At 70.0% G+C, this 25,260-nt stretch carries 25 protein-coding genes; 19 read left to right on the top strand and 6 right to left on the bottom strand.

Going from position 1 to position 25,260, the window contains the following annotated elements; translation table 11 throughout:
* The first annotated feature begins 4 nt into the window (after positions 1 to 4).
* Complete coding sequence (locus OAW74_RS11450) at positions 5 to 919, top strand: alcohol dehydrogenase catalytic domain-containing protein (protein WP_262874514.1); 915 nt, start codon at positions 5 to 7, stop codon at positions 917 to 919.
* 102 nt (positions 920 to 1,021) lie between these two features.
* Here OAW74_RS11450 and OAW74_RS11445 read toward each other — a convergent pair whose 3' ends face one another.
* Entirely contained in the window at positions 1,022 to 2,398 is a 1,377-nt protein-coding gene (locus OAW74_RS11445) for an NADP-dependent succinic semialdehyde dehydrogenase (protein ID WP_262874513.1), read from the bottom strand.
* Between the two features lie 134 nt (positions 2,399 to 2,532).
* Here OAW74_RS11445 and OAW74_RS11440 point away from each other — a divergent pair, with 134 nt between their 5' ends.
* The 8 genes from OAW74_RS11440 (at position 2,533) to OAW74_RS11405 (ending at position 10,448) form a co-directional block, all read left to right on the top strand.
* Positions 2,533 to 3,237, top strand: a complete 705-nt coding sequence (locus tag OAW74_RS11440) for a GntR family transcriptional regulator (RefSeq protein WP_262874512.1) — start codon at positions 2,533 to 2,535, stop codon at positions 3,235 to 3,237.
* Entirely contained in the window at positions 3,234 to 4,238 is a 1,005-nt protein-coding gene (locus OAW74_RS11435) for an ornithine cyclodeaminase family protein (RefSeq protein ID WP_262874511.1), read from the top strand. Before OAW74_RS11440 ends, OAW74_RS11435 begins: the two co-directional genes overlap by 4 nt.
* Before the next feature lie 12 nt (positions 4,239 to 4,250).
* The gene (locus tag OAW74_RS11430; RefSeq protein WP_262874510.1) at positions 4,251 to 5,270 is read left to right on the top strand and encodes a dihydrodipicolinate synthase family protein; all 1,020 of its coding nucleotides are present in this window, start codon (positions 4,251 to 4,253) and stop codon (positions 5,268 to 5,270) included.
* Between the two features lie 65 nt (positions 5,271 to 5,335).
* Positions 5,336 to 6,931 carry an FAD-binding oxidoreductase gene (locus tag OAW74_RS11425; RefSeq protein WP_262874509.1) on the top strand — a complete coding sequence of 532 codons (1,596 nt, stop codon included), beginning with the start codon at positions 5,336 to 5,338 and terminating at the stop codon, positions 6,929 to 6,931.
* 216 nt (positions 6,932 to 7,147) lie between these two features.
* The gene (locus OAW74_RS11420) at positions 7,148 to 7,915 is read left to right on the top strand and encodes a cyclase family protein (RefSeq protein WP_262874508.1); all 768 of its coding nucleotides are present in this window, start codon (positions 7,148 to 7,150) and stop codon (positions 7,913 to 7,915) included.
* Between the two features lie 124 nt (positions 7,916 to 8,039).
* A complete protein-coding gene (locus tag OAW74_RS11415; RefSeq protein ID WP_262874507.1) occupies positions 8,040 to 8,333 on the top strand; it encodes a putative quinol monooxygenase in 294 nt (97 codons plus the stop codon).
* Position 8,334: 1 nt separating this feature from the next.
* Positions 8,335 to 9,303, top strand: coding sequence for a fumarylacetoacetate hydrolase family protein (locus tag OAW74_RS11410; protein ID WP_262874506.1), 969 nt, complete (start codon positions 8,335 to 8,337; stop codon positions 9,301 to 9,303).
* A gap of 212 nt (positions 9,304 to 9,515) precedes the next feature.
* Complete coding sequence (locus tag OAW74_RS11405) at positions 9,516 to 10,448, top strand: LysR family transcriptional regulator (RefSeq protein WP_262874505.1); 933 nt, start codon at positions 9,516 to 9,518, stop codon at positions 10,446 to 10,448.
* Here the strand turns inward: OAW74_RS11405 and OAW74_RS11400 are convergent, their stop codons facing one another.
* On the bottom strand, positions 10,449 to 10,829 hold the full coding sequence (locus OAW74_RS11400; protein WP_262874504.1) for an NAD(P)/FAD-dependent oxidoreductase: 381 nt from the start codon (positions 10,827 to 10,829) through the stop codon (positions 10,449 to 10,451).
* A gap of 117 nt (positions 10,830 to 10,946) precedes the next feature.
* Positions 10,947 to 11,870: a LysR family transcriptional regulator gene (locus OAW74_RS11395; protein WP_262874503.1), complete on the bottom strand. Its 924-nt coding sequence runs from the start codon at positions 11,868 to 11,870 to the stop codon at positions 10,947 to 10,949.
* A gap of 102 nt (positions 11,871 to 11,972) precedes the next feature.
* On the opposite strand from OAW74_RS11395, the gene OAW74_RS11390 reads away from it, so the two are divergent.
* Both OAW74_RS11390 and OAW74_RS11385 read left to right on the top strand, forming a co-directional pair.
* Entirely contained in the window at positions 11,973 to 13,238 is a 1,266-nt protein-coding gene (locus OAW74_RS11390) for a multidrug effflux MFS transporter (protein ID WP_262874502.1), read from the top strand.
* Positions 13,225 to 13,992 carry an SDR family NAD(P)-dependent oxidoreductase gene (locus OAW74_RS11385; protein ID WP_262874501.1) on the top strand — a complete coding sequence of 256 codons (768 nt, stop codon included), beginning with the start codon at positions 13,225 to 13,227 and terminating at the stop codon, positions 13,990 to 13,992. Before OAW74_RS11390 ends, OAW74_RS11385 begins: the two co-directional genes overlap by 14 nt.
* A 97-nt stretch (positions 13,993 to 14,089) precedes the next feature.
* On the opposite strand, the gene OAW74_RS11380 is transcribed toward OAW74_RS11385, so the two are convergent.
* Positions 14,090 to 14,482 (bottom strand): type II toxin-antitoxin system VapC family toxin, encoded by a 393-nt coding sequence (locus OAW74_RS11380; protein WP_262874500.1) that lies wholly within the window; start codon positions 14,480 to 14,482, stop codon positions 14,090 to 14,092.
* 1 nt (position 14,483) lies between these two features.
* Positions 14,484 to 14,747, bottom strand: coding sequence for a type II toxin-antitoxin system prevent-host-death family antitoxin (locus OAW74_RS11375; protein ID WP_262874499.1), 264 nt, complete (start codon positions 14,745 to 14,747; stop codon positions 14,484 to 14,486).
* 168 nt (positions 14,748 to 14,915) lie between these two features.
* Between OAW74_RS11375 and OAW74_RS11370 the strand changes: the two genes are divergently transcribed.
* The 3 genes from OAW74_RS11370 to OAW74_RS11360 are packed head-to-tail and all read left to right on the top strand — an operon-like array spanning position 14,916 to position 17,880.
* Positions 14,916 to 16,334, top strand: coding sequence for an FAD-binding protein (locus tag OAW74_RS11370; protein WP_262874498.1), 1,419 nt, complete (start codon positions 14,916 to 14,918; stop codon positions 16,332 to 16,334).
* Positions 16,334 to 17,119, top strand: coding sequence for an SDR family NAD(P)-dependent oxidoreductase (locus tag OAW74_RS11365; protein ID WP_262874497.1), 786 nt, complete (start codon positions 16,334 to 16,336; stop codon positions 17,117 to 17,119). The genes OAW74_RS11370 and OAW74_RS11365 overlap by 1 nt, the downstream gene beginning before the upstream one ends.
* Before the next feature lie 50 nt (positions 17,120 to 17,169).
* Positions 17,170 to 17,880, top strand: a complete 711-nt coding sequence (locus tag OAW74_RS11360) for an SDR family NAD(P)-dependent oxidoreductase (RefSeq protein ID WP_262874496.1) — start codon at positions 17,170 to 17,172, stop codon at positions 17,878 to 17,880.
* A gap of 96 nt (positions 17,881 to 17,976) precedes the next feature.
* Here the strand turns inward: OAW74_RS11360 and OAW74_RS11355 are convergent, their stop codons facing one another.
* On the bottom strand, positions 17,977 to 19,911 hold the full coding sequence (locus OAW74_RS11355; RefSeq protein ID WP_262874495.1) for a hypothetical protein: 1,935 nt from the start codon (positions 19,909 to 19,911) through the stop codon (positions 17,977 to 17,979).
* 150 nt (positions 19,912 to 20,061) lie between these two features.
* Between OAW74_RS11355 and OAW74_RS11350 the strand changes: the two genes are divergently transcribed.
* From OAW74_RS11350 to OAW74_RS11330, 5 genes are all read left to right on the top strand, one after another.
* Complete coding sequence (locus tag OAW74_RS11350; protein ID WP_262874494.1) at positions 20,062 to 20,223, top strand: hypothetical protein; 162 nt, start codon at positions 20,062 to 20,064, stop codon at positions 20,221 to 20,223.
* A gap of 53 nt (positions 20,224 to 20,276) precedes the next feature.
* On the top strand, positions 20,277 to 21,425 hold the full coding sequence (locus OAW74_RS11345) for a sugar ABC transporter substrate-binding protein (RefSeq protein ID WP_262874493.1): 1,149 nt from the start codon (positions 20,277 to 20,279) through the stop codon (positions 21,423 to 21,425).
* A complete protein-coding gene (locus tag OAW74_RS11340) occupies positions 21,422 to 23,020 on the top strand; it encodes a sugar ABC transporter ATP-binding protein (protein ID WP_262874492.1) in 1,599 nt (532 codons plus the stop codon). The genes OAW74_RS11345 and OAW74_RS11340 overlap by 4 nt, the downstream gene beginning before the upstream one ends.
* On the top strand, positions 23,017 to 24,033 hold the full coding sequence (locus tag OAW74_RS11335; RefSeq protein WP_262874491.1) for an ABC transporter permease: 1,017 nt from the start codon (positions 23,017 to 23,019) through the stop codon (positions 24,031 to 24,033). The genes OAW74_RS11340 and OAW74_RS11335 overlap by 4 nt, the downstream gene beginning before the upstream one ends.
* 116 nt (positions 24,034 to 24,149) lie before the next feature.
* The gene (locus OAW74_RS11330) at positions 24,150 to 25,094 is read left to right on the top strand and encodes a LysR family transcriptional regulator (protein WP_262874490.1); all 945 of its coding nucleotides are present in this window, start codon (positions 24,150 to 24,152) and stop codon (positions 25,092 to 25,094) included.
* Positions 25,095 to 25,260 lie beyond the last annotated feature (166 nt).

Genomic DNA, 25,260 nt, shown 5'->3' with positions numbered 1-25,260 from the left:
AGCCATGACACGCGCCGCGCTCTACGACCACACCGGTGCACCCGAGGTGCTCTACATCGGCGAGGCGGATGCCGGCACCCCCGGCGCCGGCCAGGTGCTCGTGCGCGTGCATGCGGCGGGACTCAACCCGTTCGACGGCAAGCAGCGCAGCGGCTTCATCCCGTCGAAGGCGCCGTTCCCTCGGCACATCGGCGGCGACTTCGCCGGCACCGTCGAGGCTGTCGGCCCAGACGCCGTCTACTGGGACGGCTCTGCGATCTCGGTGGGCGATGACGTGCTCGGGCGCGCGAACGGGGCGCTGGCCGAGAGCGTCGTGGCGGCGGCATCCGATCTGGCCCGCAGGCCTGCTGAGCTGGCCGTCGAGGTCGCCGGCGGCTTGCACGTCGCGGGGCTGACGGCCGTGTCGGTGCTGGCGACCGTGCCGGTCGGCGACGGCGACACGGTGCTCGTCGGCGGCGCGGCCGGTGGAGTGGGCCTGGTCGCGGCGCAGCTGGCAGTCGCCGCCGGCGCCCGCGTGATCGGCACCGCGAGCGAGGGCAACCACGAACTGCTGCGCTCGGTCGGCGTCGAGCCCGTGGTCTACGGCGAGGGGCTCGCCGAGCGAGTCGGGGCGCTCGGCGCCGTCACCGCCGTCTTCGACTGCCACGGCCGCGACGCCCTCGACGCCGGCGTCGCTCTCGGCGTGCCGGTCGACCGCATGGTCGCGATCGCCGCCTACGGAGCCCTCGACGAGATCGGCGCGCACAACGTCGAGCGCGAGGCGCGCACCGCCGAGAATCTCGAGAACCTCGCCGGCCGCATCGCCTCGGGCGAGATCGTGCTGCCGGTGGCCGAGACGTTCCCGCTCGACGAGGTCGCCGCTGCGTTCGCGGCGCTCGAGGGCGCGCACGCGCCCGGCAAGATCGTCGTGCTGCCCTGACCGCACAGCCCACCGCGTTTCGTCTCGCGCCAGCGGCGCTCGCTCAACGCCGGGGAACTGTCGGCGGCGTTGCGCGAGCGAAGCGAGACGAAACGCCGCTGCTCAGCCCTTCCAGACCGTCTTGAGGTTGCAGAACTCCCGGATGCCGGCGGCGGCGAGCTCGCGGCCGACGCCGGAGTCCTTGACGCCGCCGAAGGGCAGCTCGGGATAGGAGGCGGTCATGCCGTTGACGAACACGGCACCCGCGTCGAGGTTGTCGACGAACCACTCCTCCTCGTCGGCGTCGGTGGTCCACACCGCCGAGCTCAGGCCGAAGGTGGTGCCGTTGGCGAGATCGAGCGCCTCCTCCCGCGAGCCGACGCGGTACACGGTGGCCACGGGCCCGAAGGCCTCCTCGAGGTGCAGGCGCATCTCGGGGGTGACGCCGGCGAGCACCGTCGGCTCGTAGAACCAGCCGTCGCGCTCGGGCACGAAGCCGCCGGTCAGCACATGAGCGCCCTTGGCGACAGCGTCCGCCACCTGGCCCTCGAGCTCGTCGCGACCCGACTCGGTCGCGACGGGACCCACGTCGGTCGACTCGTCGAGCGGATCGCCGACCGTGAGCGCCGCGACCCCCTCGGCGAACAGGCGCGTGAACTCGTCGTAGACGTCCGTGTGCACGATGAAGCGCTTGGCGGCGATGCACGACTGCCCGTTGTTCTGATTGCGGGCGGTCACGGCGACCGAGGCTGCCTTGGCGACGTCGGCGCTGGACATCACGACGAACGGGTCGGAGCCGCCGAGCTCGAGCACGACGTGCTTGACCTCGGAACCGGCGATCGAGGCGAGCGAGCGCCCGGCCGGCTCGGAGCCGGTGAGGGTCGCGGCCTTGACGCGCGGGTCGCGCAGCACGGCCTCGACGCGCGAGGCCGGGATCAGCAGCGAGTGGAAAGCCCCCTCGGGGAAGCCCGCCCGCGAGAACAGCGTGTCGAGGTAGAGGGCTGCCTGCGGCACGTTCGAGGCGTGCTTGAGCAGGCCCGCGTTGCCGGCCATGAGCGCGGGACCGGCGAAGCGCAGCACCTGCCACAGCGGGTAGTTCCACGGCATGACCGCCAGCACGATGCCGATCGGCGCATAGCGGGTGCCGGCCTGCGAGGCGCCGACCTTCGACGGGTCGTCGAGGAGCTCCGGCGCGAGGAACTCCTCGGCGTGGTCGGCGTAGTAGCGCAGCCCCTTGGCGCACTTGAGCACCTCGGCGCGCGCGGCCTTGATGGGGCGACCCATCTCGATCGTGATGATGCGACCGAGCTCGTCGACGTCTGCCTCGAGCAGGTCGGCTGCCGCCCGCATCCATTCCGCGCGCTCCGAGAAGGTCGTCGACTTCAGCGCGACGAAGCCGGCCTGCGCACTGGCGATGCGGCGCTCGACCTCTGCGTCGTCGTGGGCCTCGAACTCCTGCTCGGTGAGCCCGGTGAACGGGTTGATGGTCGCGATGGCCATGCGGGTGCTCCTCGTCGAGTGGCGGATGCCGCGAGCGTATGTCGCGGCGGCGGTCTGCGTCCATTCTCGTCGCCGATGACAGCCATGGGCGCTGAGGGGTGGATCGGATGTCGGATATTGGATATTCCTTGTCCATGGCCCAGCTCACTCCGCGGCGCATGACCGACGAGGTCTTCCGCATTCTTCGCGACCGCATCGTCTCGGGCGATCTCGCCGCCGGCAGTCGCATCGACATCGCGACGCTCGCGGCAGACCTCGGCATCAGCCGCACCCCCGTGCGCGAGGCGATCCTGCAGCTCGAGGCGGCGGGGCTCGTGGCGCGCCAGCCGTATCGCGGCACGGTCGTCACGGGGGTCGACGTCGGCCGGCTCGACGAGATCACGGCGCTGCGCATCGATCTCGAAGGTCGCGCGGCCCTGCTGGGCGTCGCGCGCCTCTCCGATGCCGACGTCGACCGCATGGCGGCACTGCTGCACCAGCTCGAATCGCGGCACGCCGACGCCGACTTCTCGCTCGGCCTCTTCAACGACCTCAACCGCGAGTTCCACGGCGTGCTCTATGCCGCAGCCGACTCGCCTGTGCTCGTCAGCCTCATCGCGACCCTCGGCGCGGAGGCCGACCGCATCCGCCTGCACTTCGATCTGCACACTCCCGTCGCAGAGCCGTTCCACCGCGAGATCCTCGACGCCTGCCGGCGGAGGGATGCTGCCGCCGCCGTGCGCGCGACACGCCACCACCTCTGGGAGTCGTATCTCGGCATGTGCGGCGGGGTGCCGGCAGACGAGGCGGGCATCCTCGCGGGCGTGCTGCACGAGTTCGGCATGGAGACAGCGCGATGAACGCCGACGGGTTCGTCGCCGACCCGCCGACGCTGTTCCTGAGCGACGCGGACGTCGCCGCTCTGGCCGACTGGGATGGTGCGATCGCGGCCCTGCGCGAAGCGTATGCGCTCCCTGAGGATCCGAATGCGACGCCTGAGCGCACTGTCGCCGTGGTGGAAGGCGGATGGCAGCGCGTCATGCCGTCGGCACCTCCGGGCGGGCGTTACGCCGGGTCGAAGACGATCTCCGCCTCACTGCGCAACGGTCTCGCGAGCTATCTCATCACGCTCTTCGACACGGGCGACTCGCGTCTGGCCGCGCTGATCGATGGCAACCGCATCACCGGCATCCGCACGGCGGCCACTGCGGCGGCCGCCCTCACGGCGCTGCTGCCTTCACGCCCGCTCACCACCGCGGTGGTCGGGAGCGGATTCGAGGCCCGCGCCCAGCTGCGCGCCGCCGCACGGGTCGCCCAACTGGAGCACGTTCTGGTGACCAGCCCGACCGTCGCCAACCGGGAGCGCTTCGCAGAGGAGCTGTCTGCCGAGCTGGGCATCCCCGTCGATGCGGCGTCCACCCCCGAGCGAGCCGTCATGGGAGCGGACCTCGTGCTGTGCGCGGCGCGCTCGCGCGACGAGACCCCGACGGTCCGAGCCGAATGGGTCGCCGACGACGCCACGGTCGTCTCAGTCGGCTCCACCACCCGGGCACAGACGGAACTCGAGCCCGCGCTGCTGGGACGCGCCTCGCTCGTGGTGGCCGATGCCCTCGCAGAGGTGCTGCACGACAGCGGCGACATGATCGCGGCACGGGCCGCGGGCTTCGATTCCGACGCCGTCACGATCTCACTGCACGAGCTGCTCGGCGGGCGCGCACCGCGCCCTGAAGGGATCGCGATCTACAAGTCCACCGGCAGCGGCTTCCAGGACATCGTGCTGGCGACGCAGCTCTACGAACGCGCCGTCGCGCAGGGCGTCGGAACGCCGTTGCCCGTCGGCATCCTCACCATCCGCAAATAGGAGAGCACCACCATGGCTGGATACACCAAGGGCGAGGCACGCGACTGGGCGCGCGAGCGCCTCGTCGGCGCGGTCAACTGCACGATCCCGTCGTTCACGAGCGACCTGCGCGGGATCAACGAACTGGGCATCCGTCACGACGTCCGTCTCGCGAAGCAGCACGGGTTCCTGGGCACTCTGGGCGTCTCCGAGGTCAGCATCGCCCTCCCCGAGTACCTCGAGTTCCTCGAGATCGTGAAAGACGAGGCGAAGAGCGATTTCGTCGTGGTGCACCACGCCAGCTGGTCGAACCTCGAAGAGAACATCACCGCTGTTCAGCGCGCTGAGGCTGCCGGCGCCGAGCTGGTGCTGCTGTCGTATCCGCCGAACTTCTATCCCGAGTCGGAACAGGAGATCTACGACTATACGAAGGCCGTGTGCGATGCGACGAACCTCGCGGTGATGATCTTCCCGATGTTCCTCTGGGGCTTCAGCTCCCGCATTCACCCCTCCGACATCCCTGCTCGCCTCATCCGCCGGATGCTGGACGACATCCCGAACATCGCCGTCATCAAGGCCGAGGGCGGCGCACCGAGCATCATGGGCACCATCGAGGCGTACCGGAAATTCGGCGATGAGGTCGTGATCTCGTGTCCGATCGAGGGCGATCTGCTCACCCTCGGCCAGTTGATGCCGATCCAGCTCTCGGCGACCAGCGATCACGAGTTCTGGGGGCCGACGATCCCCCAGGCCATGACGCTGCTGCGCGAGGAGAGATTCGATGACGTCACTGATCTGTACTGGCAGATGCATCCCGCCCGCAAGGCGAAGGCGGCCGTCGCCGCGCAGCTGCACGGAGGGTTCTTCATCGACCGGCAGGCCTGGAAGTTCCAGGGGTGGCTCCGCGGCTATAACGGCGGGCCTCTGCGGATGCCGACCCAGCGGATCCACGACCCGCAGATGAACATGCTGCGCAAGGGGCTGCTCGACTCGGGCTTCGAGCCCAGCATGGACCCGTTCCGCGACTTCTTCGTCGGCCGCAACCCCGCCTGACCCGCGGGGCGATCGGACTCGATCGCACGCACCGCACCCCATCGAGCGACTCGAAGGAGAGTCCCATGCCCACACCAGCCCATATCCCCGCCCGCAGCGTCGACATCGACCCGACCGTCGTCGCGACCGCTCTCGCCGCCATCGCCGAGAGCATCGGCGCCGACCGCGTCGTGACCGGCGATGACGGCGGGGAGTATCGAGACCCGTTCCAGCCACCGACCTGGGACGCATTCGCAACGGCGGGTGTGGTGTGGCCGGGCTCGGCCGAACACGTGCAGGTGATCGTGCGGATCGCCGCCCAGCACGGGGTGCCGGTGTGGGCACAGGGCCAGGGCCGCAACAACGGGTACGGCGGCGCGGCACCCCGCGTTTCGGGTGGGATCACGATCAACTTCCGTCGGATGAATCGCGTGCTGTCGATCGATGAGGAACTCGGCTACGCGCTGATCGAACCGGGAGCGAGCTTCCAGGACATCTACGACGCGATCGAAGCGGCGGGGGCGGATCTCATGGTCAGCGTGCCCGACCTGGGCTGGGGATCGATGGGAGGCAACCAGCAGGACAACGGACTGACCTACCTTCCGTACGGCAAGGACTGGCGCAACATCTGCGGACTCGAAGTCGTCACCGCCGACGGAGGCCTGCTGCGCACCGGAATGGGCGCCATGGACGGCAACGAGTCGTGGAACCTCTACCGCCGCAGCCTCGGCCCGACGATCGAGCCGCTGTTCTTCCAGGGGAACTTCGGGGTCGTCACCAAGCTCGGGCTTTGGCTGATGCCCAAGCCCGAGGTCATCACGCACGTGCACGTGGACGTCCAGCGGGACGAGGATCTCATCCCGCTCGTCGACATCCTCCGCAGACTGCGCCTGGACGGAACGATCGACGGAGTGCCCTGCATCCTCAACACACTGCTGATCGCGTCGACCATCGCCCCGCGGGCGCACTGGTACGCCCCGCAGGAGGGAGTGATCCCCGACGAGGCCATCGACGAGATCGCCGCGTCCATCGGCATCGGCCGGTGGCACCTGCGCTTCGCGCTGTACGGCGACCGGGCAGTGAATGAGCACAACCTGCAGAAGTCGCTCGCCGCGTTCGGGGAGATCGCGGATGCCGTCATCCGCCACACCACCAGCGGCCCAGACGAGTGGGCATCGCTGCCAGACCCCAGCGACCGCGTCTACGCGGGCGTTCCCAACCTCGACTGGGCGGGGATGGCCGGCTGGCGCGGAGGCACACACGGCGGACACATGTCCTTCACCCCGGTCGCCCCTCTCACCGGGCGGCGCGTCTACGAGCTCCAGATGTGGCTCAAGTCGCAGTTCGAGCGCAATGGACTCGACCACACCGCCGACCTCATCGTCGTCAACGAACGCTCGCTCTGCTCAGTCGCAGGCATCACCTTCGACATCGACGACGAGCAAGCCACGACCGACGCCTACCGGGTGATGCAGGAGCTCGTACGCGATGCGGGCCGGATCGGCTACGGCGAGTACCGAGCCCACCTGCAGTTCATGGATCTCGCCCAGGAGCAGTTCGGCTTCTCCGATCACGCCTACCGGCGCTTCGTCGAGAAGATCAAAGACGCCGTCGACCCGCAGGGAATCCTCAACCCCGGCCGGCACGGCATCTGGCCGGCGAACATGCGCTCGCCCCGCTGAGATCCGGTCGACGATCTTCGTCGACCGCAACCCCGCCCTCGACGAGGCGATGCGTGCCCGTCTGCCCGCCATCTGCCGCCTCTACCTGCTGGCGCCCTCCACGCCGCTGTGATGCGTGAACACCCCGCGTCGCCGATGCCACGCATGCGCGCGAAGGGGTGACGCATCGACGCATCCACCGCGCATGATCGAACGGCGCACACGAAGGAGTTGCCCATGCGTTTCGTAGACCTCTCGATGCACCTCGACGACGTCGTCCCGGTGGACCCGCCGTTCCTGCGCCCGAAGATCGAGTACAAGGATCACCAGGGCGGACTCAAGGACATGTATGCCATGTACGGCATCCTCCCCGAGCAGTTGCTCGACCAGCAGGGCCTGGCCGCCGAGACCGTCACGATCACGACGCACGCGGGCACCCACGTCGACGCCCCCTGGCACTACCACCCCACGATGAACGGCGGCGAGCGCGCCTGGACCATCGACGAGGTCCCCCTGGAGTGGTTCTTCAAGCCGGGCGTCAAGCTCGACCTGCGGCACCTGCCCAACGGACACCTGGTGACACCCGACGACATCGACGCCGAGCTCGACCGCATCGGTTACGAGCTGCAGCCGCTCGACATCGTGCTGGCCCACACCATCGCCTCCGACGCCTACGGCCGCGAGGACTACATCGACACCGGCATCGGCTTCGGCCGCGAAGCGACGCTGCACCTCACAGGCAAGGGCGTGCGCGTCGTCGGCACCGACGCGTGGGGCTGGGATGTGCCGGTGTCGATCAACCGCGCGCAGTTCGAAGAGACCGGCGATCCTTCGATCGTGTGGGAGGGCCACAAGGCCGGCGCCGAGGTCGGCTACTGCCAGATCGAGAAGCTGCAGCACCTCGACGAGATCCCCGCGTTCGGCTTCACCGTCGCGTGCTTCCCCACGAAGGTGCGAGGGGCCTCGGCAGGCTGGACCCGCGCGGTCGCGATCTTCGACGAGTGAGGCGGATGCTGCGACCGCCGCGATGGGAGGCATCGCCTGTGCGCGGTGGCTCGCAGCATCCGTCCCCCGTACCGTGATGACCTGGGGCAGAGCCCCGACAACGACGTTGAGAAAGAGGAACCCCATGGCTTTCGTCTGCAGTGCCACCTGGACCGCCAAGCCCGGCGAGGAGGAGACCGTGCGCGACGCGCTCGAGAAGCTCTCGCCCGCCTCGCGCGAAGAGCCCGGCAACATCTACTACCAGGCCTACCAGAGCCCGGAGGAGCCGAGCATCTTCCGCATCTTCGAGGTCTACACCGACGAAGCCGCGTTCAAGGCACACGGCACCTACCCGCACTTCGAGCAGTGGGCGCTCGGCCAGGCCATCCCCGCCCTCGAGACCCGCCAGCGCGACTTCTACGAGACCCTGGACTTCTGAGATGGCGCAGTACGCGCGCTACGTCGGGCCGAACGGCATCGTTCACACCGGCCGCGTGCAGCACGGCAAGCTGCAGGATGTTCCGGGCGACCCCGAGATCCTCGACCTGCTGAATGCCCCAGAGGCCGTCAAGCGCGACCTCGACCTGCGCGGCGGCCGCTACCAGAAGCTGCCGATCGAAGACGCGACGTTCGCCGTGCCCGTTCAGCCCCGCGCGATGCGCGACTTCCTCGTTTTCGAGGCGCACATCGCGGGCATGAAGAAGACCGAGGGCGGCGACGGCAGCGTGCCGCCGGCATGGTACGAGGCTCCGCGGTTCCTGTTCATGAACCCGTGGTCGGTGCTGCCCACCGGCGCCGACATCCCGATGCCGCCGTTCACGCAGCGCCTCGACTTCGAGCTCGAGGTCGCGATGATCGTCAAGCACACCGTGCGCGACGTTCCCATCGAAGAGGCGCACGAGCACATCGCCGGGTTCTGCATCTTCAATGACTGGAGCGCGCGCGACATCCAGGGCCGCGAGATGAGCGTGGGCCTGGGCCCCTCCAAGGGCAAGGACTTCGCCAACACCCTCGGCCCGTGGCTGACGACGCCCGACGAGCTCGAGCAGTACCGCGAGGGCGACCGCTACGCCCTCGACATGTCGGTCGCCATCAACGGCGAGGTCGTCGGCACCGACAACCTGCGCAACATGTCGTGGTCGTTCGAAGAGATGCTCGTGCACGCCTCGCGCGACGCGTGGGTGGGGGCCGGCGACGTGCTGGCCACCGGCACCGCGTCGCAGGGCGCGCTCAGCGAGCGCTGGGCGCGCGCGGGCGGCGAGCTCGTGATCCCGCCGCTGCAGGTGGGCGACGAGGTGACGATGACGGTGCAGGGCCTCGGCTCGATCACCAACCGCATCGTCGAGACGGCGAGCCCCGGGTACACCGTGCCGCCGGCGCGGCGCACGTACGGCGACGACCGGCTCTGACGAGCACCCGCGTTTCGTCTCGCTCCGCTCGCTCAACGCCCGGAAAGACTCGGTCGCTGCGCTCGCTCAACGCCCGGACCACCATCGGGCGTTGAGCGAGCGGCGCAGCCGCGAGACGAAACGCAGCAACCGCAGCCGCGAGACGAAACGCCGCACCGCGGGCCGACCCACGTCGCCCCGGTAGGCTGGCCGGGGCGGGCGAAGGGGCCGACATGGACGATCTGCGGGGCATCGACCTCAACCTCATCGTCGTGCTCGACGCGATCCTCACCGAGCGTAACCTCACCCGCGCCGGAGAGGCGATCGGCCTCACCCAGCCCGCCGTCAGCGGCGCGGCGGCGAAGCTCCGCAAGCTCCTCGACGACCCGATCCTCATCCGCACCGGCCGCACGTCCGAACTGACACCCAAGGCCCGCGCGCTGCAGCCGGTGGTGCACGAGGCGGTCACCGAGATCGGCCGCACCCTCAACCTCCGCCCGCTGTTCGACCCGCGCACGACCGCGCGGCAGTTCCGGCTCACCGCATCCGACTACGCCCTCGCCTTCATGGCCGCTCCCCTGCTCGAGGTGCTCGAGCAGGAGGCGCCGAACGTCTCGGTCGAGTTCGCCCCGCTGAACAACCTCGGCCCCATCGATCTGCTGCGAGAAGACGTCGCGATCGCCTCGTCGGCGCGCGACGTGCCGGGCAAGCGCCAGGCGCTCTTCTCCGACACGATGGTGTGCGTCGTGCGGCAGGGCCACCCGAGCCTGCGCGACGGCGCCCTGAGCCTCGACGCGCTCGCGACCCTGCCCTACGTGCAGGTCAACTTCGCCGACGGCGTCGTCATGTACGCCGACGACGCGCTCTCGGCAGCCGGCGTGACCCCTCGGGTCGCCCGCAGCGTGCCCGGCTTCCTGCCGGTGCCGTTCGCGGTGGCCGGCACCGACATGTTCGGGTTCGTGCCTGCGCGCCTGGCCGAGATGTACGCGCCGAGCCTCGGGCTCGTCACCGCCGCGATCCCGGTGCAGCTGCCCGTGCTCATCGAGTCGGCGTTCTGGCACCCGTCGCGCACGAGCGACCCTGCGCTGCAGTGGCTGCTCGGGATCCTCCGGCAGGTCGCCGAGCGCGTCGAGTTCGCGGCGGATGCCGAGGCCGGCGCGCTCTGATCAGCGCGGGCTCTGCGCCCCGCCCCGGATGACGCGGTCGGCGAGCGCCTCGATGTCGTCGGCGTCGCCCAGCACGAAGACGCGGTGCGACGACGCGCCGGCGGCGACCTGCTCGGCCGCCCGCCCGTCGGCGATCACGATCGCGTCGTAGTTCTCGACGCGGCCGTTCGACAGCTCGGCCTCGACGTGACTGTCGACGTCGACGGCTCCCACGAGGGTCAGTTCGAGCCGCACGTCGCCGCCGGGCTCGAGCTCGCCGTCACCCGGACGCTCGCGCCCTCGCTCGACCAGCGCGACCTCGAGACCGCGGCGTGCGAAGGCCGTCGACGCGGCGAAGCCCCGCGGCCCGGCGCCTGCCACGAGAACGGACGTCACGGACATGGGGGGCTCCTTCACTGCGCAGCGGCGTCGCTGCCGGTACGAAGCTAGGCGGGCCGGGCGCCGCGCGGAATGCCGATCGGGCGATGCCTCATATCTCGGCCAAGGCGTGGCGCCGACTCACTGCTGCGCGGCCTCCCGCTCGGCAGCGAACGCGGCGGTCAGCGCCTCGCGGAACCAGGCGTGCACGGGGTCGGAGTCATGGCTGTGGTGCCACCAGAGCTTGAGGGCGATCTCGACCGATCCGAACGGCGCCTCCACCCCGACGGTTCCCGTGAGCGGCCCAAGGCGCTCGGCGAGCACGCGAGGCACGACGGCGACGAGATCGGTGCCGGCGACGACCGTCGGCAGCGGCAGGAACGACGAGGTCGTCACCCGAGGCTCCCTGCGGTCGATGCCGAGCTCGCGCAGGCGACGGTCTGCAGGCGTGAAGTGCAGACGCCCGAACTGCGCGACGGCCTGCGGCAGTGCGACGAAGTCGTCGAACGAGAGCGTGCCGTCTGAGATCGCGGGATTGTCAGCATCCACGAGGCACACGTAGTCGTCTTCGAGGAGGGGCAGACTCGCCCCGTCGATGCCGATGCCGGGCACGCCGACGACGAAGTCGTGCGTCACGAGGTCGCGCTCGCTCTCCATGGGCCGCTCGGGAAGCGGAATGAGGTCGACCTGGATGCCGGGGGCCTCCGCCAGCACGGCGGCGAGCGCGCCGTGCAGCCGCATGATGCCGTAGTCGGTGACCATGATCGACAGCGTGCGCCGGGCGGTGCGGGGGTCGGGCTCGGGCTCGCCGGTGAGCACGCGCTCGATCAGCGGCACGGTGGCCTGCACCTGCGGCAGCAGCTCGCGGGCGAACGGCGTGAGCTCGTAGTCCCGGCCCACGCGCACCAGCAGCTCGTCGTTGAAGGCGACCCGCAGCCGTGACAGCGCGGAGCTCATCGACGACTGCCCGAGCTGCACCCGCTGCCCGGCGCGGGTGACGTTGGCCTCTTCGAGCAGGGCCCGCAGCGGGATCAGCAGGTTGAGGTCGTAGCCGCCGTTGGTCATGGCGGCATCGTAGCCGGGGCGTCGATGAGCACGGCCGGGCGCGATGCCAGGTATCCCCCGCCCGGCGTTCCCGGCCCCCGCGCCCGCCCCTAGCGTGAGGGGGTGAGCACCGACGTCACGCGCGCCCCGCATGCCTCCGCCGTCGGCGTTCCCCTTCTGGTGGCGCTCGGGATGCTGTCGATGCTCGGGCCGTTCTCGACCGACGCGTTCCTTCCCGCCCTCCCGACGATGGCCGACGATCTGCACGCGCAGGCCGGACAGGTGCAGCTGTCGCTCACCGGAGTCACCCTGGGCATGGCGATCGGGCAGCTTCTGGCCGGTCCCCTCTCCGACGGCATCGGACGACGGATGCCGCTGCTCATCGGCAGCGCCGCGATGACGGTCGCAGCGGTCGGGGCCGCCTTCGCGCCGAGCCTCGTCGTGCTGGTGGCCTGCTGCGCCGCGATGGGCCTCGGAGCCTCGTTCGGCATGGTCGTCGGCCGTGCGGTGATCAGCGACCTCGCCGAGGGCGCCGTGCTGACCCGTGCCTACGCGCTGCTGGGCACCCTCATCGGCCTCGGCCCGGTGCTCAGCCCGATCTTCGGCGTGGCCGTGATGTGGCTGTGGGGCTGGCGCGCGATCTTCGTCGGGCTCGGCGTGCTCGCCGCGATCGGGCTCGCACTCGTCGCGTTCCTCGTGCCCGAGAGCCTCCCGCACGAGCGCCGCCTCGCCCACCCCCTGCGCTCGCTGCCACGCAACGCCGCCACGGCGCTGCACTCCCGCGCCTACCTCGGCGGAGCGACGGTGGTCTGGTTCGGGTTCGTCGCGCAGTTCGGCTACATCGCCGCATCCGCCTTCCTCATCCAGTCGGTGCTGGGGCTCTCGCCGCTCGTGTACGCCATCACGTTCGGCGTGAACGGGCTCGGCCTCATCGGCGCGGGCCTGGTGACGGCGCGGCTGTCGGCGACGTGGAGCAACCGCGCCCTCATGGCCCTCGGGCTCGGCGTGCAGGGGCTGGGCGCCGTCATCGTGCTCGTCACGGTGCTGACCGGCACCGTCAGCGCCTGGACGATGCTGCCGGCGCTCTTCCTCATCGCCTGCAGCATGGGCCTGGTGTTCGGTCCTGCCACGAGTTACGCGCTGCAGGACCTGCGGCACGTCGCGGGCACGGCCCTCGCGGTCATGGGCGCCGTGCAGTTCATCGGCGCCGGCATCGTGTCGCCGCTCGTGGCGATCGGCGGCGAGCACGACCCGCTGCCGTTCGCCCTCGTCGTCACCGGCGCCGTCGCGCTGGCCTGGCTCGGCTGGGCCGTGTTCAGCCCGCGCCGCACGAACCCCGCGCACGACGCTGCGCGCACCACTGAAGGAGGCCACCATGGCACGACTTGAGGGCAAGGTCGCCCTGATCACCGGCATCGGCGCAGGAATGGGCCGCCAGGCGGCCAAGCAGTTCGCCGCAGAGGGAGCGAAGGTCCTCGGCTGCGACGTGAACGTCGAGGGGCTCGAAGAGACCGTGCGCCTCGTGCGAGATGCGGGCGGCGAGATCACCGGCTTCGGCCCGGTCGACGCCGGCGATCCGGCGCAGGTGGAGAAGTGGATCGAAGACGCCGCGGCCACCTACGGCGGCATCGACATCCTCTACAACAACGCCGGCTGGCAGGCGCCCTTCCGCACGATCGACGAGCTGCCGATCGAAGACTGGCAGCGCAACATCAACCTCGAGCTGAACATCGTCTTCTACGCCGTGCACTACGCGTGGAAGCACCTGCAGCGCTCGCGCGGCGTCATCGTCAACATCGGCTCGATCGCCGGCATCCGCGGTGTCGAGTTCATCCCGCAGAACGTGCACGGCGCCGCGAAGGGCGGCGTCATCAACCTCACGCAGCAGCTCGCGGTCGAGGGCGGCCCGTTCGGCATCCGCGCCGTGTGCATCTCGCCCGGATTCATCGTCACCGAGGCCACGCAGTTCCTCGTCGATGCGCCGCCGCAGCCGCTCAAGGAGACCTGGGACCGCATTCCGCTGCGCCGAGTCGGCCAGACCTCCGACATCGTCAATGCGGCGATCTTCCTCGCCTCCGACGAAGCGTCGTGGATCACCGGCGTCAACCTCGTCGTCGACGGCGGCGGTTCGGTGCTCGGCTGACACCCCTCCCCCTCCCCCTCCCGCAACTTGGCACCTTCGGTCGCTCGATCCCGCCGGGAGGCGACCACAGGTGCCAACTCGCGCGAGAATGCGAACGTCAGCGCGGTGCAAGAATTCGGATGCCGTTGCTCTCGGCCGCGAGCGAGAGCCGGTCGTCGTAGCTGACGAAGCCCTCGAGGTCGTCGCCCAGCTCGAGCGCGGCAGCGACGTGCAGCGCGTCGAGACTGCGCAGCACCGACGGGTCGAGGCGCCCCGCCGACTCGAACGTCGCCGTCGCCACTTGGACGAGCGTGATGCTCTCGAGCACCGCCCGGGCCTGCACGGCGAGCGCCGGATCCACCCGCCGCACCGCACGCAGCAGTTCCGTACGCACGAGGTCCGAGGCGACCGGCTCACGATCGGCTGCCTCGAGCCAGGCGCGCAAGGCATCGGTCTCGGGCTCGCGTACGACGAGCTTCACCAGCGCCGAGGTGTCGAGATAGTGCGCCATCTCAATAGCGCTCGGCATCGCGCATCGCGTCGAGTTCGCCCGACAGCGCAGCCCCCTCGACCGCAGGCGGGAGGTCGGCGATCGTGCGTCGCGCCGCTCGCGCGCGTCCCGACGTGCGCAGCCGCTCCAGCGGCGACGACGGCAAAGGCGAGAGCAGCGCGACCGGCCGCCCCCGGTCGGTGATCACGATGTGCTCGCCGGCGGCCGCGCTCGCGACCACCTGCGACGCGTTCTGCTTCAACGCTCGAACTCCTGCCTCTGCCATGTGCTTCATTGTAGAACTTTGCTCTTCGCCGTGACAGCCCCAATCGGGCGGCCAGATAGCTGGTATCCCCTTGGGGGCGTTCAGCGGGCGGCATCCGATCTCTACTGTCGATAGCGGATGCTGCCGCCACCGCGCGCATCCGACCCGATGTTCCCGAGGAGTTCGACGATGACCCTGGATGCCCCCGCCTTCGACGGCCGCCTCGTGCTGCCGGCAGACCCCGACTGGGATGAGGTCCGCGTCGGCCGCGTCTTCAACGGCCGCCGCCCCGATCGCCAACCCGACGCGGTCCTGATCGCCGGCTCGGTCGACGACGTCGTGGCAGGTGTGCGCCTGGCCAAGGAGCAGGGCTGGACGGTCGCCGTGCGCTCCGGCGGTCACTCCTGGGCGGCATGGAGCGTGCGAGATGGCGGTCTGCTGCTCGACCTCGGTGCCCTCACCGACATCTCGTACGACGAGCAGACGCACATCGTCTCTGCGGGACCGGCGACCAAGGGCGGCGACGTGCTCTCGCCCTACCTCGAGGAGCGCGGCCGTTTCTTCAACGGCGGCCACTGCCCGTCGGTCGGCATCGGCGGGTTCCTGCTGCAGGGCGGCCAGGGCTGGAACCAGCGCGGCTGGGGCTGGGCCGCAGAGTCCGTCGTGGCGGTCGACGTCGTCACCGCCGACGGCGAGCTCATGCGCGCCGACGCCGAGCAGAACAGCGACCTCTACTGGGCCGCGCGCGGCGCCGGCCCCACCTTCCCTGGCATCGTCGTGCGCTTCCACCTGAAGACCCGCCCGAAGTTCGGCTGGCTCGCCCACACCGTGCACGGCTACGAGCTCGAGGACTTCACCGAGGTCATGACGTGGATGTACGAGGCGCACCACCGGGTGCCCGACAACGTCGAGATCGTGTGCGTGTCGAACCCCACACCGATGCCCGACGGCACCGAGAAGCGCCTGCTGCTGGTGACCGGGCTCGCATTCGGCGACGACGAGGAGCACGCGCGCGCGTCGCTCGCCGAGTTCAACAGCTCCCCCGTCATCGACCGTGCCGTCTTCGTGCAGGACGCCGCCGAGTCGACCCTCGCCGAGCACCGCGCGCAGCAGGAGCTGCAGAACCCCGAGCACTGGCAGTACATCTGCGACAACGCCTGGATCGACGGCGAGAACACCCCGGAGGGCGTCGCCGCGATGGTCGAGGGCATCCGGCCGCTGTTCACGACGAACCCCACCGACAAGGGCTTCGCGATCTGGATGAGCAACGCACCGATGCGCCGGGACCTCCCCGACATGGCGTTCTCGCTGCAGACCGAGGCCTACGTCGCGGCCTACACGGTCTATGAGGACCCGGCCGAGTTCGCCCGCAACCGCGCCTGGGTCGATGAGGTGTTCACCCACGCGCAGCCTGTCACCGCCGGTCAGTACCTCGGAGACTCCGACATGACGAACCGGCAGCTGAAGTTCATGGCGCCCGAGAACTGGGCGAAGCTGCAGCAGATCATCGCCGACCGCGACCCCGACGGACGCTTCCACCGCTACCTCGCCGCCGACCACGACGCCCTCAACGTCAACCACTGGGAGCGCGAGGGCGCGGCGGTCTGATGACCGACCTCTCGCCGCAGGCCCTGTTCTCGCTCGACGGCCGCGTCGCGATCGTCACCGGCGGCTCGAGCGGCATCGGGCTGGCGTCGGCCGAGGCGCTCGCCCGTGCCGGCGCGGCGGTCGTGATCGCGGGGCTCGGCGATGCGTCGGGCGCGGCGGCCGCACTTGCTGCCGAGGGGCTCGACGTCGTGGGCGTCGAGTGCGACCTGACCGAGCCGGGGGCTGCGGCATCCCTCGTCGACCTGGCGGCCGATCGGTGGGGACGGCTCGACACGGTCTTCGCCAATGCGGGCTTCGCGCTCGACGACGACCTCGATTCGCTCGGCTCCGAGGCCTCTCTGGCGGGCCTCGACCGCATGTTCGACCTGCACGTGCGCTCGGTGCTGCGTCTGGCGGACGCCGCTCTGCCTGTCATGGCCGATGGCGGCGGCGGGCTATTCCTCGTGATGTCGAGCCTGTCGGCGGTGCGCGGCAACAAGGTCATCGGCGGGTACGGCATCACGAAGGCCGCCAACGCCCAGCTGGCCCGCAATCTCGCGGTGCAGTGGGGGCCCCGCGGCATCCGCGCCAACGCCCTCGCGCCCGGTGTCATCGCGACCGAGTTCGCGACCCCCATCACGGGCAACGAGGATGCTGCCGCCACCCGCCTGGGCAAGACACCGCTGCGCCGCTTCGGCACGCCCGCCGAGATCGCCGGCACCGTCGTGTGGCTGGCATCCCCGGCCGGAGCCTTCGTCAGCGGCCAGACGATCATCGTCGACGGCGGCACCGTCGCGTCGGACTGACCTCGCGCGGGCACCGTCGCCGCGGACCAGGAGACCTGAAGGAGCAGCAGATGACAGCATCCGTCGCGATCGTCACAGGCGGCGCGCGCGGCATCGGCGCCGCCGTCGTCGACCGACTGCGCGAGGCGGGGCATCCGGTCGCGAGCCTCGACCTCTTCGCGCCGCCGAGCCCGCGAGAAGGAGTGCTCGACCTGGTGTGCGATCTCGCCGACCCGGCGCAGATCGTCGAGGCCGTCGAAGCCGCGCGAACCCTCGGGCCGCTCGGCGTGGTCGTGCACTGCGCCGCCTTCCAGCACATGGCGCCCTTCGCCGAGCTCGACACCGCCGACTGGGACCGCAGCTTCCGCGTGAACGTCGACGGCGCGTTCCACCTGCTGCGGGCGGCGCTGCCCGACCTGCGCGCCGCCGGGTGGGGGCGCGTCGTGCTGATCACGTCGTCGTCCTACTTCCAGCCACCCGCCGGCATGAGCCACTACATCGCCTCCAAGGGCGCCCTCACGGGCCTCGCGCGGGGGCTGTCGACCGAGCTCGGCCCCGACGGCATCACCGTCAATGCGGTGGCCCCCGGGCTCACCGCGACCGAGAACGCCGTCGCGTCGGTGCCCGCCGAGCACTTCGCGCTCGTGCAGAGCCGTCAGGCCGTGCCTCGGGCGGGGCTGCCCGACGACATCGCCGGGGCGGTGGCCTACCTCGTCTCGCCCGACGCGGGCTTCGTCACCGGCCAGACCCTGCTGGTCGACGGCGGCGAGAGCCGCCTGTAGCCTCCCCACCCCTCGCCTCCCCTCCGGTTACGGTCACGACGCGCCGCACCCCCGGGTGGAGGGCACGGCGCGTCGCGACCGTAAACGGATCGGGGGTCAGCCGAGGCTGACCTGGATGTCGCCCGTGTAGGTGGTGCCGGCGACGAGGGTCGTCGCGACGCCGTCGACGGTCACCTTCACGGCCTTGCCGCCGGCGCCCTTGAGCGCCGAGCCCTGCTCGACGGTGAGGCTCGACAGGTAGGAGGCGCCGGTGACGGTCCACACCGACTTGCCGGTGAGCGACACGATCACGCCGTTGTTGACGACCGATCCGGCGGTGTTGGTCACGACGCCGAGCTGCCGGTAGTCGGCCGAGGTGATCGTCGACTGATTGTGCTTCGCGGTCGAAGCCGACACCACGCCCTTCAGAGTCGCCCCGTCGAGGGTCACGACGAGGTTGCGCGGCTGGGCGGGGCCCATGCCGGCGATGTCACCGCGGAAGGCGTTGTAGAGGTCGCCCTTGAGCGAGATGTCGGTGAACGTCGTGACCGCATCCGTGGAGTGCACAGCCGACACGTCGAACGACGTGTTCTTGACGACCGCCGAGGTGGGCTCGGTGTAGACGCCCGTGTTGAGCATGCCGTTGGCGAAGTCGGGGCCCGGGTCGTCGTTGTCCATCAGCTGGTAGAGCACGCCGTTGTCGGTCGAGATCTTCGCGCCGTCGGAGCCGTCGACACTCACCGTCGCCTGCTGTCCCTTGTTGAGGAACACCGTCTCGTCGGTGGTGAGCCTCGTGCCGCCCGAGATGTCGACCGAGCCGGAGCCGTGCCACATGACGCCGAAGCGGTCGGAGTCGATCGTGGTCGAGCGCACCGGCAGTTTGGTGATCTCCTTGGTCGACAGCCCCAGGTCGAGCTCGGTGTTGAGCGCCGTGACGGCGGCGCGAGTGCTGTCGCCGTAAGCCACAGAGCCGCCCGTGACGATCGTCGCGTAGGTCGCGACGTCGAACGAGGTGCCCAGGAACGTCTCGTCGGCGTTGCCGATGACGTAGGTGCCGTAGCCGTCGTCGCCGCTGTTGGCGACCTTCGAGTTGATCGCCGACAGCTTCATGTTCTGGCCGCTGTCGACCGACAGCGCGCCCCAGTTCTCGCTCGTGATCGACGACGAGATGTAGGTGGCCTGCGTGTTCTCACCCAGCACGTTGGTGGCGCGGTTGCTTCCGGAGATGCCCAGCATCCACGGCGCGTCCTGCATGAACGACAGGTTCACCGACGACTGGTAGTCATCGGGAAGGATGCCGTCGGCCGTGCGGATCGTCGAGTTCTTCACGATGACATTCGCGCCGTCGGTCGCGATGATCGCGGGGCGCGTGACGCCCTTGTTGTCGATCTTCGCCCCGTCGATGAGGAGCGTCGTCTCGTCGCCGGAGCCGATGATGCCGGCGCCCATGCCGGCGAAGTCGCTGCGACCGTCGCCGGTGAACGAGATGCGGGGGTTCACGAGCGTGTAGTCGGTGTCGACGACGTAGACGCCGTTGAACGCCTCGCCCTTCGAGGTGATCGAGATGTTCTTGGCGACCGAGTCGCCGGCCCTGCCCTTGACCGCGGCGAGCACCGACTTGCCGGTGTCGACGCCGTCCGCGTCGACGTACAGGCCCTCGCGGAACTGATAGGTGAGCCCGTCGAACACGACCGGCGTCTGGTCGGCGACCGTGAGCACGACGTCGCCCCGATAGGTCCCCGGCACGATCGCCGTCTCGAGCGCCCCGGTCGAGGTGACCTTTTGGCCCTTCTCGACTCCGTTGACCGTCAGCGTCAGGGTGTATCCCTCCGGCGCGACCAGGGCCCCGCCACTGCGGATCGTCAGGGCGCTCAGCTTCGTCGTCTTGGTGATGACGGCGGTCTGACCCGACGCGACGACGAGCGTCTTGCCGCTGTGCGAGCTGTGCCCGCCCTTCGATCCGCTCGCCCCGGTGAACACCGTGGCGTTCGCGGCGACGGCGCCGCCCAGGCACATCGTGGCCGTCAGCGCGAACGCGGTCGTACCGACCACGAAACGGCGCCGAATCACCGGACGGGCACTCGAGGATGTCTTCATCAACTTCTCCTTCGATGGGGATGCCGCCACGTCTGCGTGCCGGCGCGGCCAGTGAAACAGCGCCCCGCGCCGACGAGAACAGCGATCGCCCGATAGCTGTCATCGATGGGATGCATCGACACCGATTATGAGAAGGTTCTCATCGACGGATGCCGGCAGCATCCGTCATCCGACGCCCCGATGCCAGTCATCGACGCCCACGCGTTCCCGATGGCGGGTCTGGCTGGTGTGATGATGTCGCTGGCACTGCCGCCAGCACCCGAATGAGGCGAGGAAGCCGAGCACTGGGCTTCCGCCTCCTGACACAGCAGGAGTGTCACGTGAAAGCAACCAAGAAGTTCGCGATCGCGGCGTCTGTCGTCGCGCTCGCCATCTCGATGACGGCGTGTACGAGCGGCGACGAGGAGCCCACGGGCGACTCGAGCAGCGCGGGCACCGAGATCAGCGCCGAAGCCCAGGCTGCTCTCGACACGGCCTACGAGGGCATCGGCGGCGGTCTCGACGACCTCGCCGCGGTCACCCCCGAAGCCGGCCTCAACTTCTATGTCATGTCGTGCGGCGAGTCGAACGCGACCTGCGCGGCTCCCGCGGCGGCGATGAAGGAGGCCGCCGAGACGGCCGGCTGGAACGCCACCATCGTCGACGGCAAGCTCAGCCCCGAGGGCTTCGCAACGGCCATCCGTCAGGCGGTCGCCGGCGGCGCCGACGTGCTCGTGCCGGTCGGCATCAGCTGCTCCGCGGCGGCGGCGGCCTTCACCGAGGCCAAGGAAGCCGGCGTCACCATCGTCGGCGGCGGCGGCCTCGACGACTGCGACCCGAAGCAGTGGGACTCCGAGCGCCTCTGGCTCGAGAACCCGCCCGTTCCGACGCCCTTCCACGGCATCGGCAAGCTGCAGGCCGACTACACCTTCGGCAAGACGAACGGCGACCCGCACACGCTGGTGATCAACCTGACCAGCAACCCGTGGGGCCAGCTCGTCACCGACGCCTACACGGCAGAGCTCGAGACGCTCGGCGGCGGCGAGGTCGCGACGGTCATCGACGTCTCCGACACCGAGAGCGCCGACGGCTCGTACATCCAGAAGGTCACGAGCGCCCTGCTGGCCGACGACACGATCAACTCGCTGGTCGTGCCGACCGACGCCTACCTCGTCAACGGCCTGGCCGCGGCGATCGACCAGGCGGGTCTCGCCGACAAGCTGACCGTCGTGGGCGGCTTCGGCTCCGAGGCGGCGCTCGACATGATCCGCGCCGGCCAGCCCGGCATCACCGCCACCGTCGGTCAGGCGCAGACCTGGGAGGCGTGGGGCTCGGTCGACACCGCGATCCGCGTGCTCGCCGGTGAGGACCCCGCCTACATCGGCCAGTCGCTGCAGGTCGTCGACGCCGACAACAACCTGCCCGACTCTGGCCCGTACGACGGCTCGATCGACTGGAAGAGCAAGTTCCTCGAATCGTGGGGCAAGTGACTGATTCAGCCATGAACCCGGGAGCGGCAGGGATCACCCCTGCCGCTCCCGGCACGACGTACGCGCTCGAGGCGCTGCACCTCGACAAGGACTTCGCCGGCACCCGCGCCCTCAACGACGCCGCACTTCGGGTGCGCAGCGGTTCGGTGCACGCCCTGCTCGGCGGCAACGGCTCGGGCAAGTCCACGACCATCAAGATCCTCGCCGGGGTCTACCAGGCGGATGCCGGTGACCTCGAGATCTTCGGCACCCCATACGACCTGAACTCGTACACGCCGGCCACCGCCCAGCAGGCGGGCCTGCGCTTCGTGCACCAGGACCTGGGCCTGTTCGACGATCTGTCGATCGAAGAGAACTTCGCCCTCGACTCCGGCTACCCGCGCTCGGGCCCCGGCATCGACTGGCGTGGGCTGCGCCGCCGCGTGGCGAAGCTGCTCGAGGAGTACGAACTCGACATCGACCCTCGGGCGCCCATCAGCCGCCTGCGCCCCTCCGACCAGACGATGGTCGCGATCGCCCGCGCGCTGCAGGAGCAGGACGCCGACCAGCGGCAGATCCTCGTGCTCGACGAGCCGACCGCGCGCCTGGCCGCACACGAGTCCGAGCTGCTGCTCGAGCGCGTGCGCCGCCGCGCCGAGCTCGGCCAGACGGTGCTCATCGTCAGCCACCGCCTGCGCGAGGTGCTCGCCGTCTCCGACGACTTCACGATCTATCGCGACGGCCGCGTGGCCGCAGAGCTCGTCGCCTCCTCCCCCACCGAAGACGAGCTGATCGAGCACATGGCAGGCCGCTCGGTGCGGGCGCTCCGCCCCACCGGCGACGTCGCCCACTCCGACCGCGTGCCCGTCTTCTCGGTCACGGGGCTGCGCGGCGGCCCCGTGCGCGGCGTCGACTTCACGGTGCACCGCGGCGAGATCCTCGGGCTCACGGGCCTGGTCGGCTCCGGTCGCTCCAGCATCCTGAAGACGATCTTCGGCGAGCACGCCCCCGAGTCGGGCTCGATGACGCTGAACGGCGAGCCCTATGCGCCCCGCAGCGTCGGCGACGCGATGGAGGCCGGAGTCGCGATGGTCCCCGAGGACCGCGTGCACGAAGCATCCTTCATGGACCAATCGGTGGCCGAGAACCTGGCCCTGGCGACCCTCAACGAGAACTGGACGAAGGGTTTCATGCCCCGCAGCCGCGAACGCGGCACCGCCCGCGACCTCATCGCCGAATACGGCGTGAAGGTCGCCGGCCCCGACGCGCTGTTCTCGTCGATGTCGGGCGGCAACCAGCAGAAGGTCGTCATGGCCCGCTGGATGCACCGCAGCCCGAGCCTGCTTCTGCTCGACGAGCCGACCCAGGGCGTCGACGTCATGAGCCGCGCCGACCTGTACGACAGCATCCGCCGCGCCGCCGCAGAGGGCTGCGCGGTCGTGGTCGCCTCGAGCGACCTGGGCGAGATCCACGCCCTCTGCGACCGCACGCTGGTGCTCAGCCGCGGCCGCATCTCCGACGAGGTCGCAGCCGGTGCGCTGGACGTCGACGGCCTTACCAGTCTCGTGCTGCGCGAGAAGACCGTTCCCGAAGCCCCCACGGAGGCCCCCGCATGACCGACACCAAGAACCCGCCGACGACGGCGACGGTCTCCATCCCGGTGAAGCAGACCCCCAGGCCCCTCCGACTGCTGGAGAACTACGCGCTGCCGCTGCTGACGGTGCTGGTCTACATCTTCTTCTCGTTCTTCCCGCTGTCGGCCGCGGCCTTCCCGACGATCAACAACCTCAACGTCATCCTCGGGTCGCAGGCGGTCATCGCGCTGATCGCGATCGCCGCGCTCTTCCCCCTGATCTCGGGCTACTTCGACTTCTCGCTGGGCGCGAACGCCGTGATGAGCCAGGTGATGACGGCGGGGCTCATGTCGCTCTACGGCCTGCCGCTGTGGCTGTCGATCGTGATCTCGATGATCCTCGGCACCCTCGTCGGAGTGGTCAACGGCTTCTTCGTGACCAAGCTCGAGATGAGCCCCTTCGTCACGACCCTGGGCATGTCGATGCTGCTGGCGGGTCTCATGACCTGGTTCACCGGCGGCAAGACGTTCGTCAGCGGCATCGACCCGTCGCTCATCAAGTTCGGCTCGACGCGCCTGCTCGGCATCCCGCTCGTCTTCTACATCACCCTGCTGGTCGCGGCGGTCGCGTGGTACTTCTTCACGCACACGCCCTTCGGCCGCTCGCTCTACGCGATCGGCTCGAACGCGACCGCGGCCAAGCTCGTGGGCCTTCCGGTGTCGAAGAACGTGTGGTGGAGCTTCATCGTCGCGGGCTTCATCGCCGGCGGCGCGGGCGTGCTGCAGCTGGCCCGCGTGGGCAGCGCGACGGCGTCGGACGGCGGCACGCTGCTGTTCCCGGCCCTCGCCGCCGTGTTCCTCGGCGCCACGGCCATCCGCCCCGGCTTCTTCAACGTCGTCGGCACGATCGTCGGCGCGATCTTCGTGTCGGTTTCTGTCAGCGGTCTGGCCCTGTCGGGGGCCAGCGGCTGGGCGTCGAACGTGTTCAACGGCCTCGCGCTGCTCGCCGCTGTCGCCCTGTCGACCTACCTCGGTCGCAGCAAGCGGCGAGGCTGACGGTCTGATCGTTGAAGCGGCCCATCGGCTTCGTCCGGTGGGCCGCTTCATCGTTCGCGCACAGCTCGCTTCCCTAGGATGAGACCGCACCTCCCGATAGCCAGGAACACACCGCCGTGACCGACGTCCGCAAGCTCGATCTCAACCTCATCGTCGTGCTCGACGCGCTGCTGATCGAGCGCAACCTCACCCGGGCCGGCGAGCGCGTGGGCATGACGCAGCCGGCCGTGAGCGGCGCGCTGTCGCGGCTGCGCGAGCTCTTCGGCGACCCGCTCCTCGAGCGCGACGGGCGCGGCTTCGTGCTGACGCCGCGGGCGGAGTCGCTCATCCCCGCCGTCGCCGAATGCATGGTCGAGGTGCAGCGCACCTTCGACGCCCTTCCCGAGTTCGATCCGGCGACGAGCTCGCGCACGTTCCTCGTCGCGGCGAGCGACTACGTGCTCTCGGAGTTGACGAGCCCCCTCATCGGCCTCCTCGAGCGCGAGGCGCCGCACACCCGCGTCGAGTTCAGTGGGCTCGCCCTCGATGCCGAGATCTCGGCCGTCGATCTGCTTCGAAGCGACGTCACGATCGCCGGCGCCGGCCGCGGAGTTCCTGGCAAGCGGGCGTCGCTGTTCAGCGATCGATTCGTGTGCATCGCGGATGCCGCCAACCCCGCGCTCCGCAACGGCTCGCTCTCGCTGGATGCCCTGCGCGACCTCCGGCACGTGCGCTCGGTGTTCGGCGCGCACGCCGCGACCCACATCGACGATATGCTCGCCGCCGCCGACCTCTCCCCTTCGGTCGCGGCCACCGTGCAGGGGTTCCTTCCTGTGCCGTTCGCCGTCGCCGGGACGCCCTGGGTCGGGTGGGTGCCCGAGCGCACGGCGCACCGCTACGCCGACGCCCTCGGACTCGTCATCGCCGACGTGCCGATCGCGCCGAGCGTGCTCGTCGAGGCCGCGCACTGGCATCCGTCGAAGACCGACGACGCGGCGCTGCAATGGCTGGTCCAGCGCCTGCGGCATGCCGCCGAGCTCGTCGAGTTCGGCACCGAGGGCATCGACCAGCCCGAGGAATGACCTGCGGGCTGAGGGGGCAGCATCCGCCCGTCGGCCGATCCCTCGCCACGGCCCCCGAGCGAGATCAGGAGATCTCGCTCACGCAGGACGAATCGCGCCGAAACGACCTGCGTCGGCGTAATCAGGAGATCTCGGGTCGCGCCTGCACGAGATCAGGAGATCTCGG

This window comes from Microbacterium fluvii (assembly GCF_025515205.1).
Taxonomy (GTDB): Bacteria; Actinomycetota; Actinomycetes; order Actinomycetales; family Microbacteriaceae; genus Microbacterium; species Microbacterium fluvii.
The sequence above is the reverse complement of the archived record's forward strand: the minus strand, read 5'-3'. Positions and strand labels throughout refer to the sequence as shown.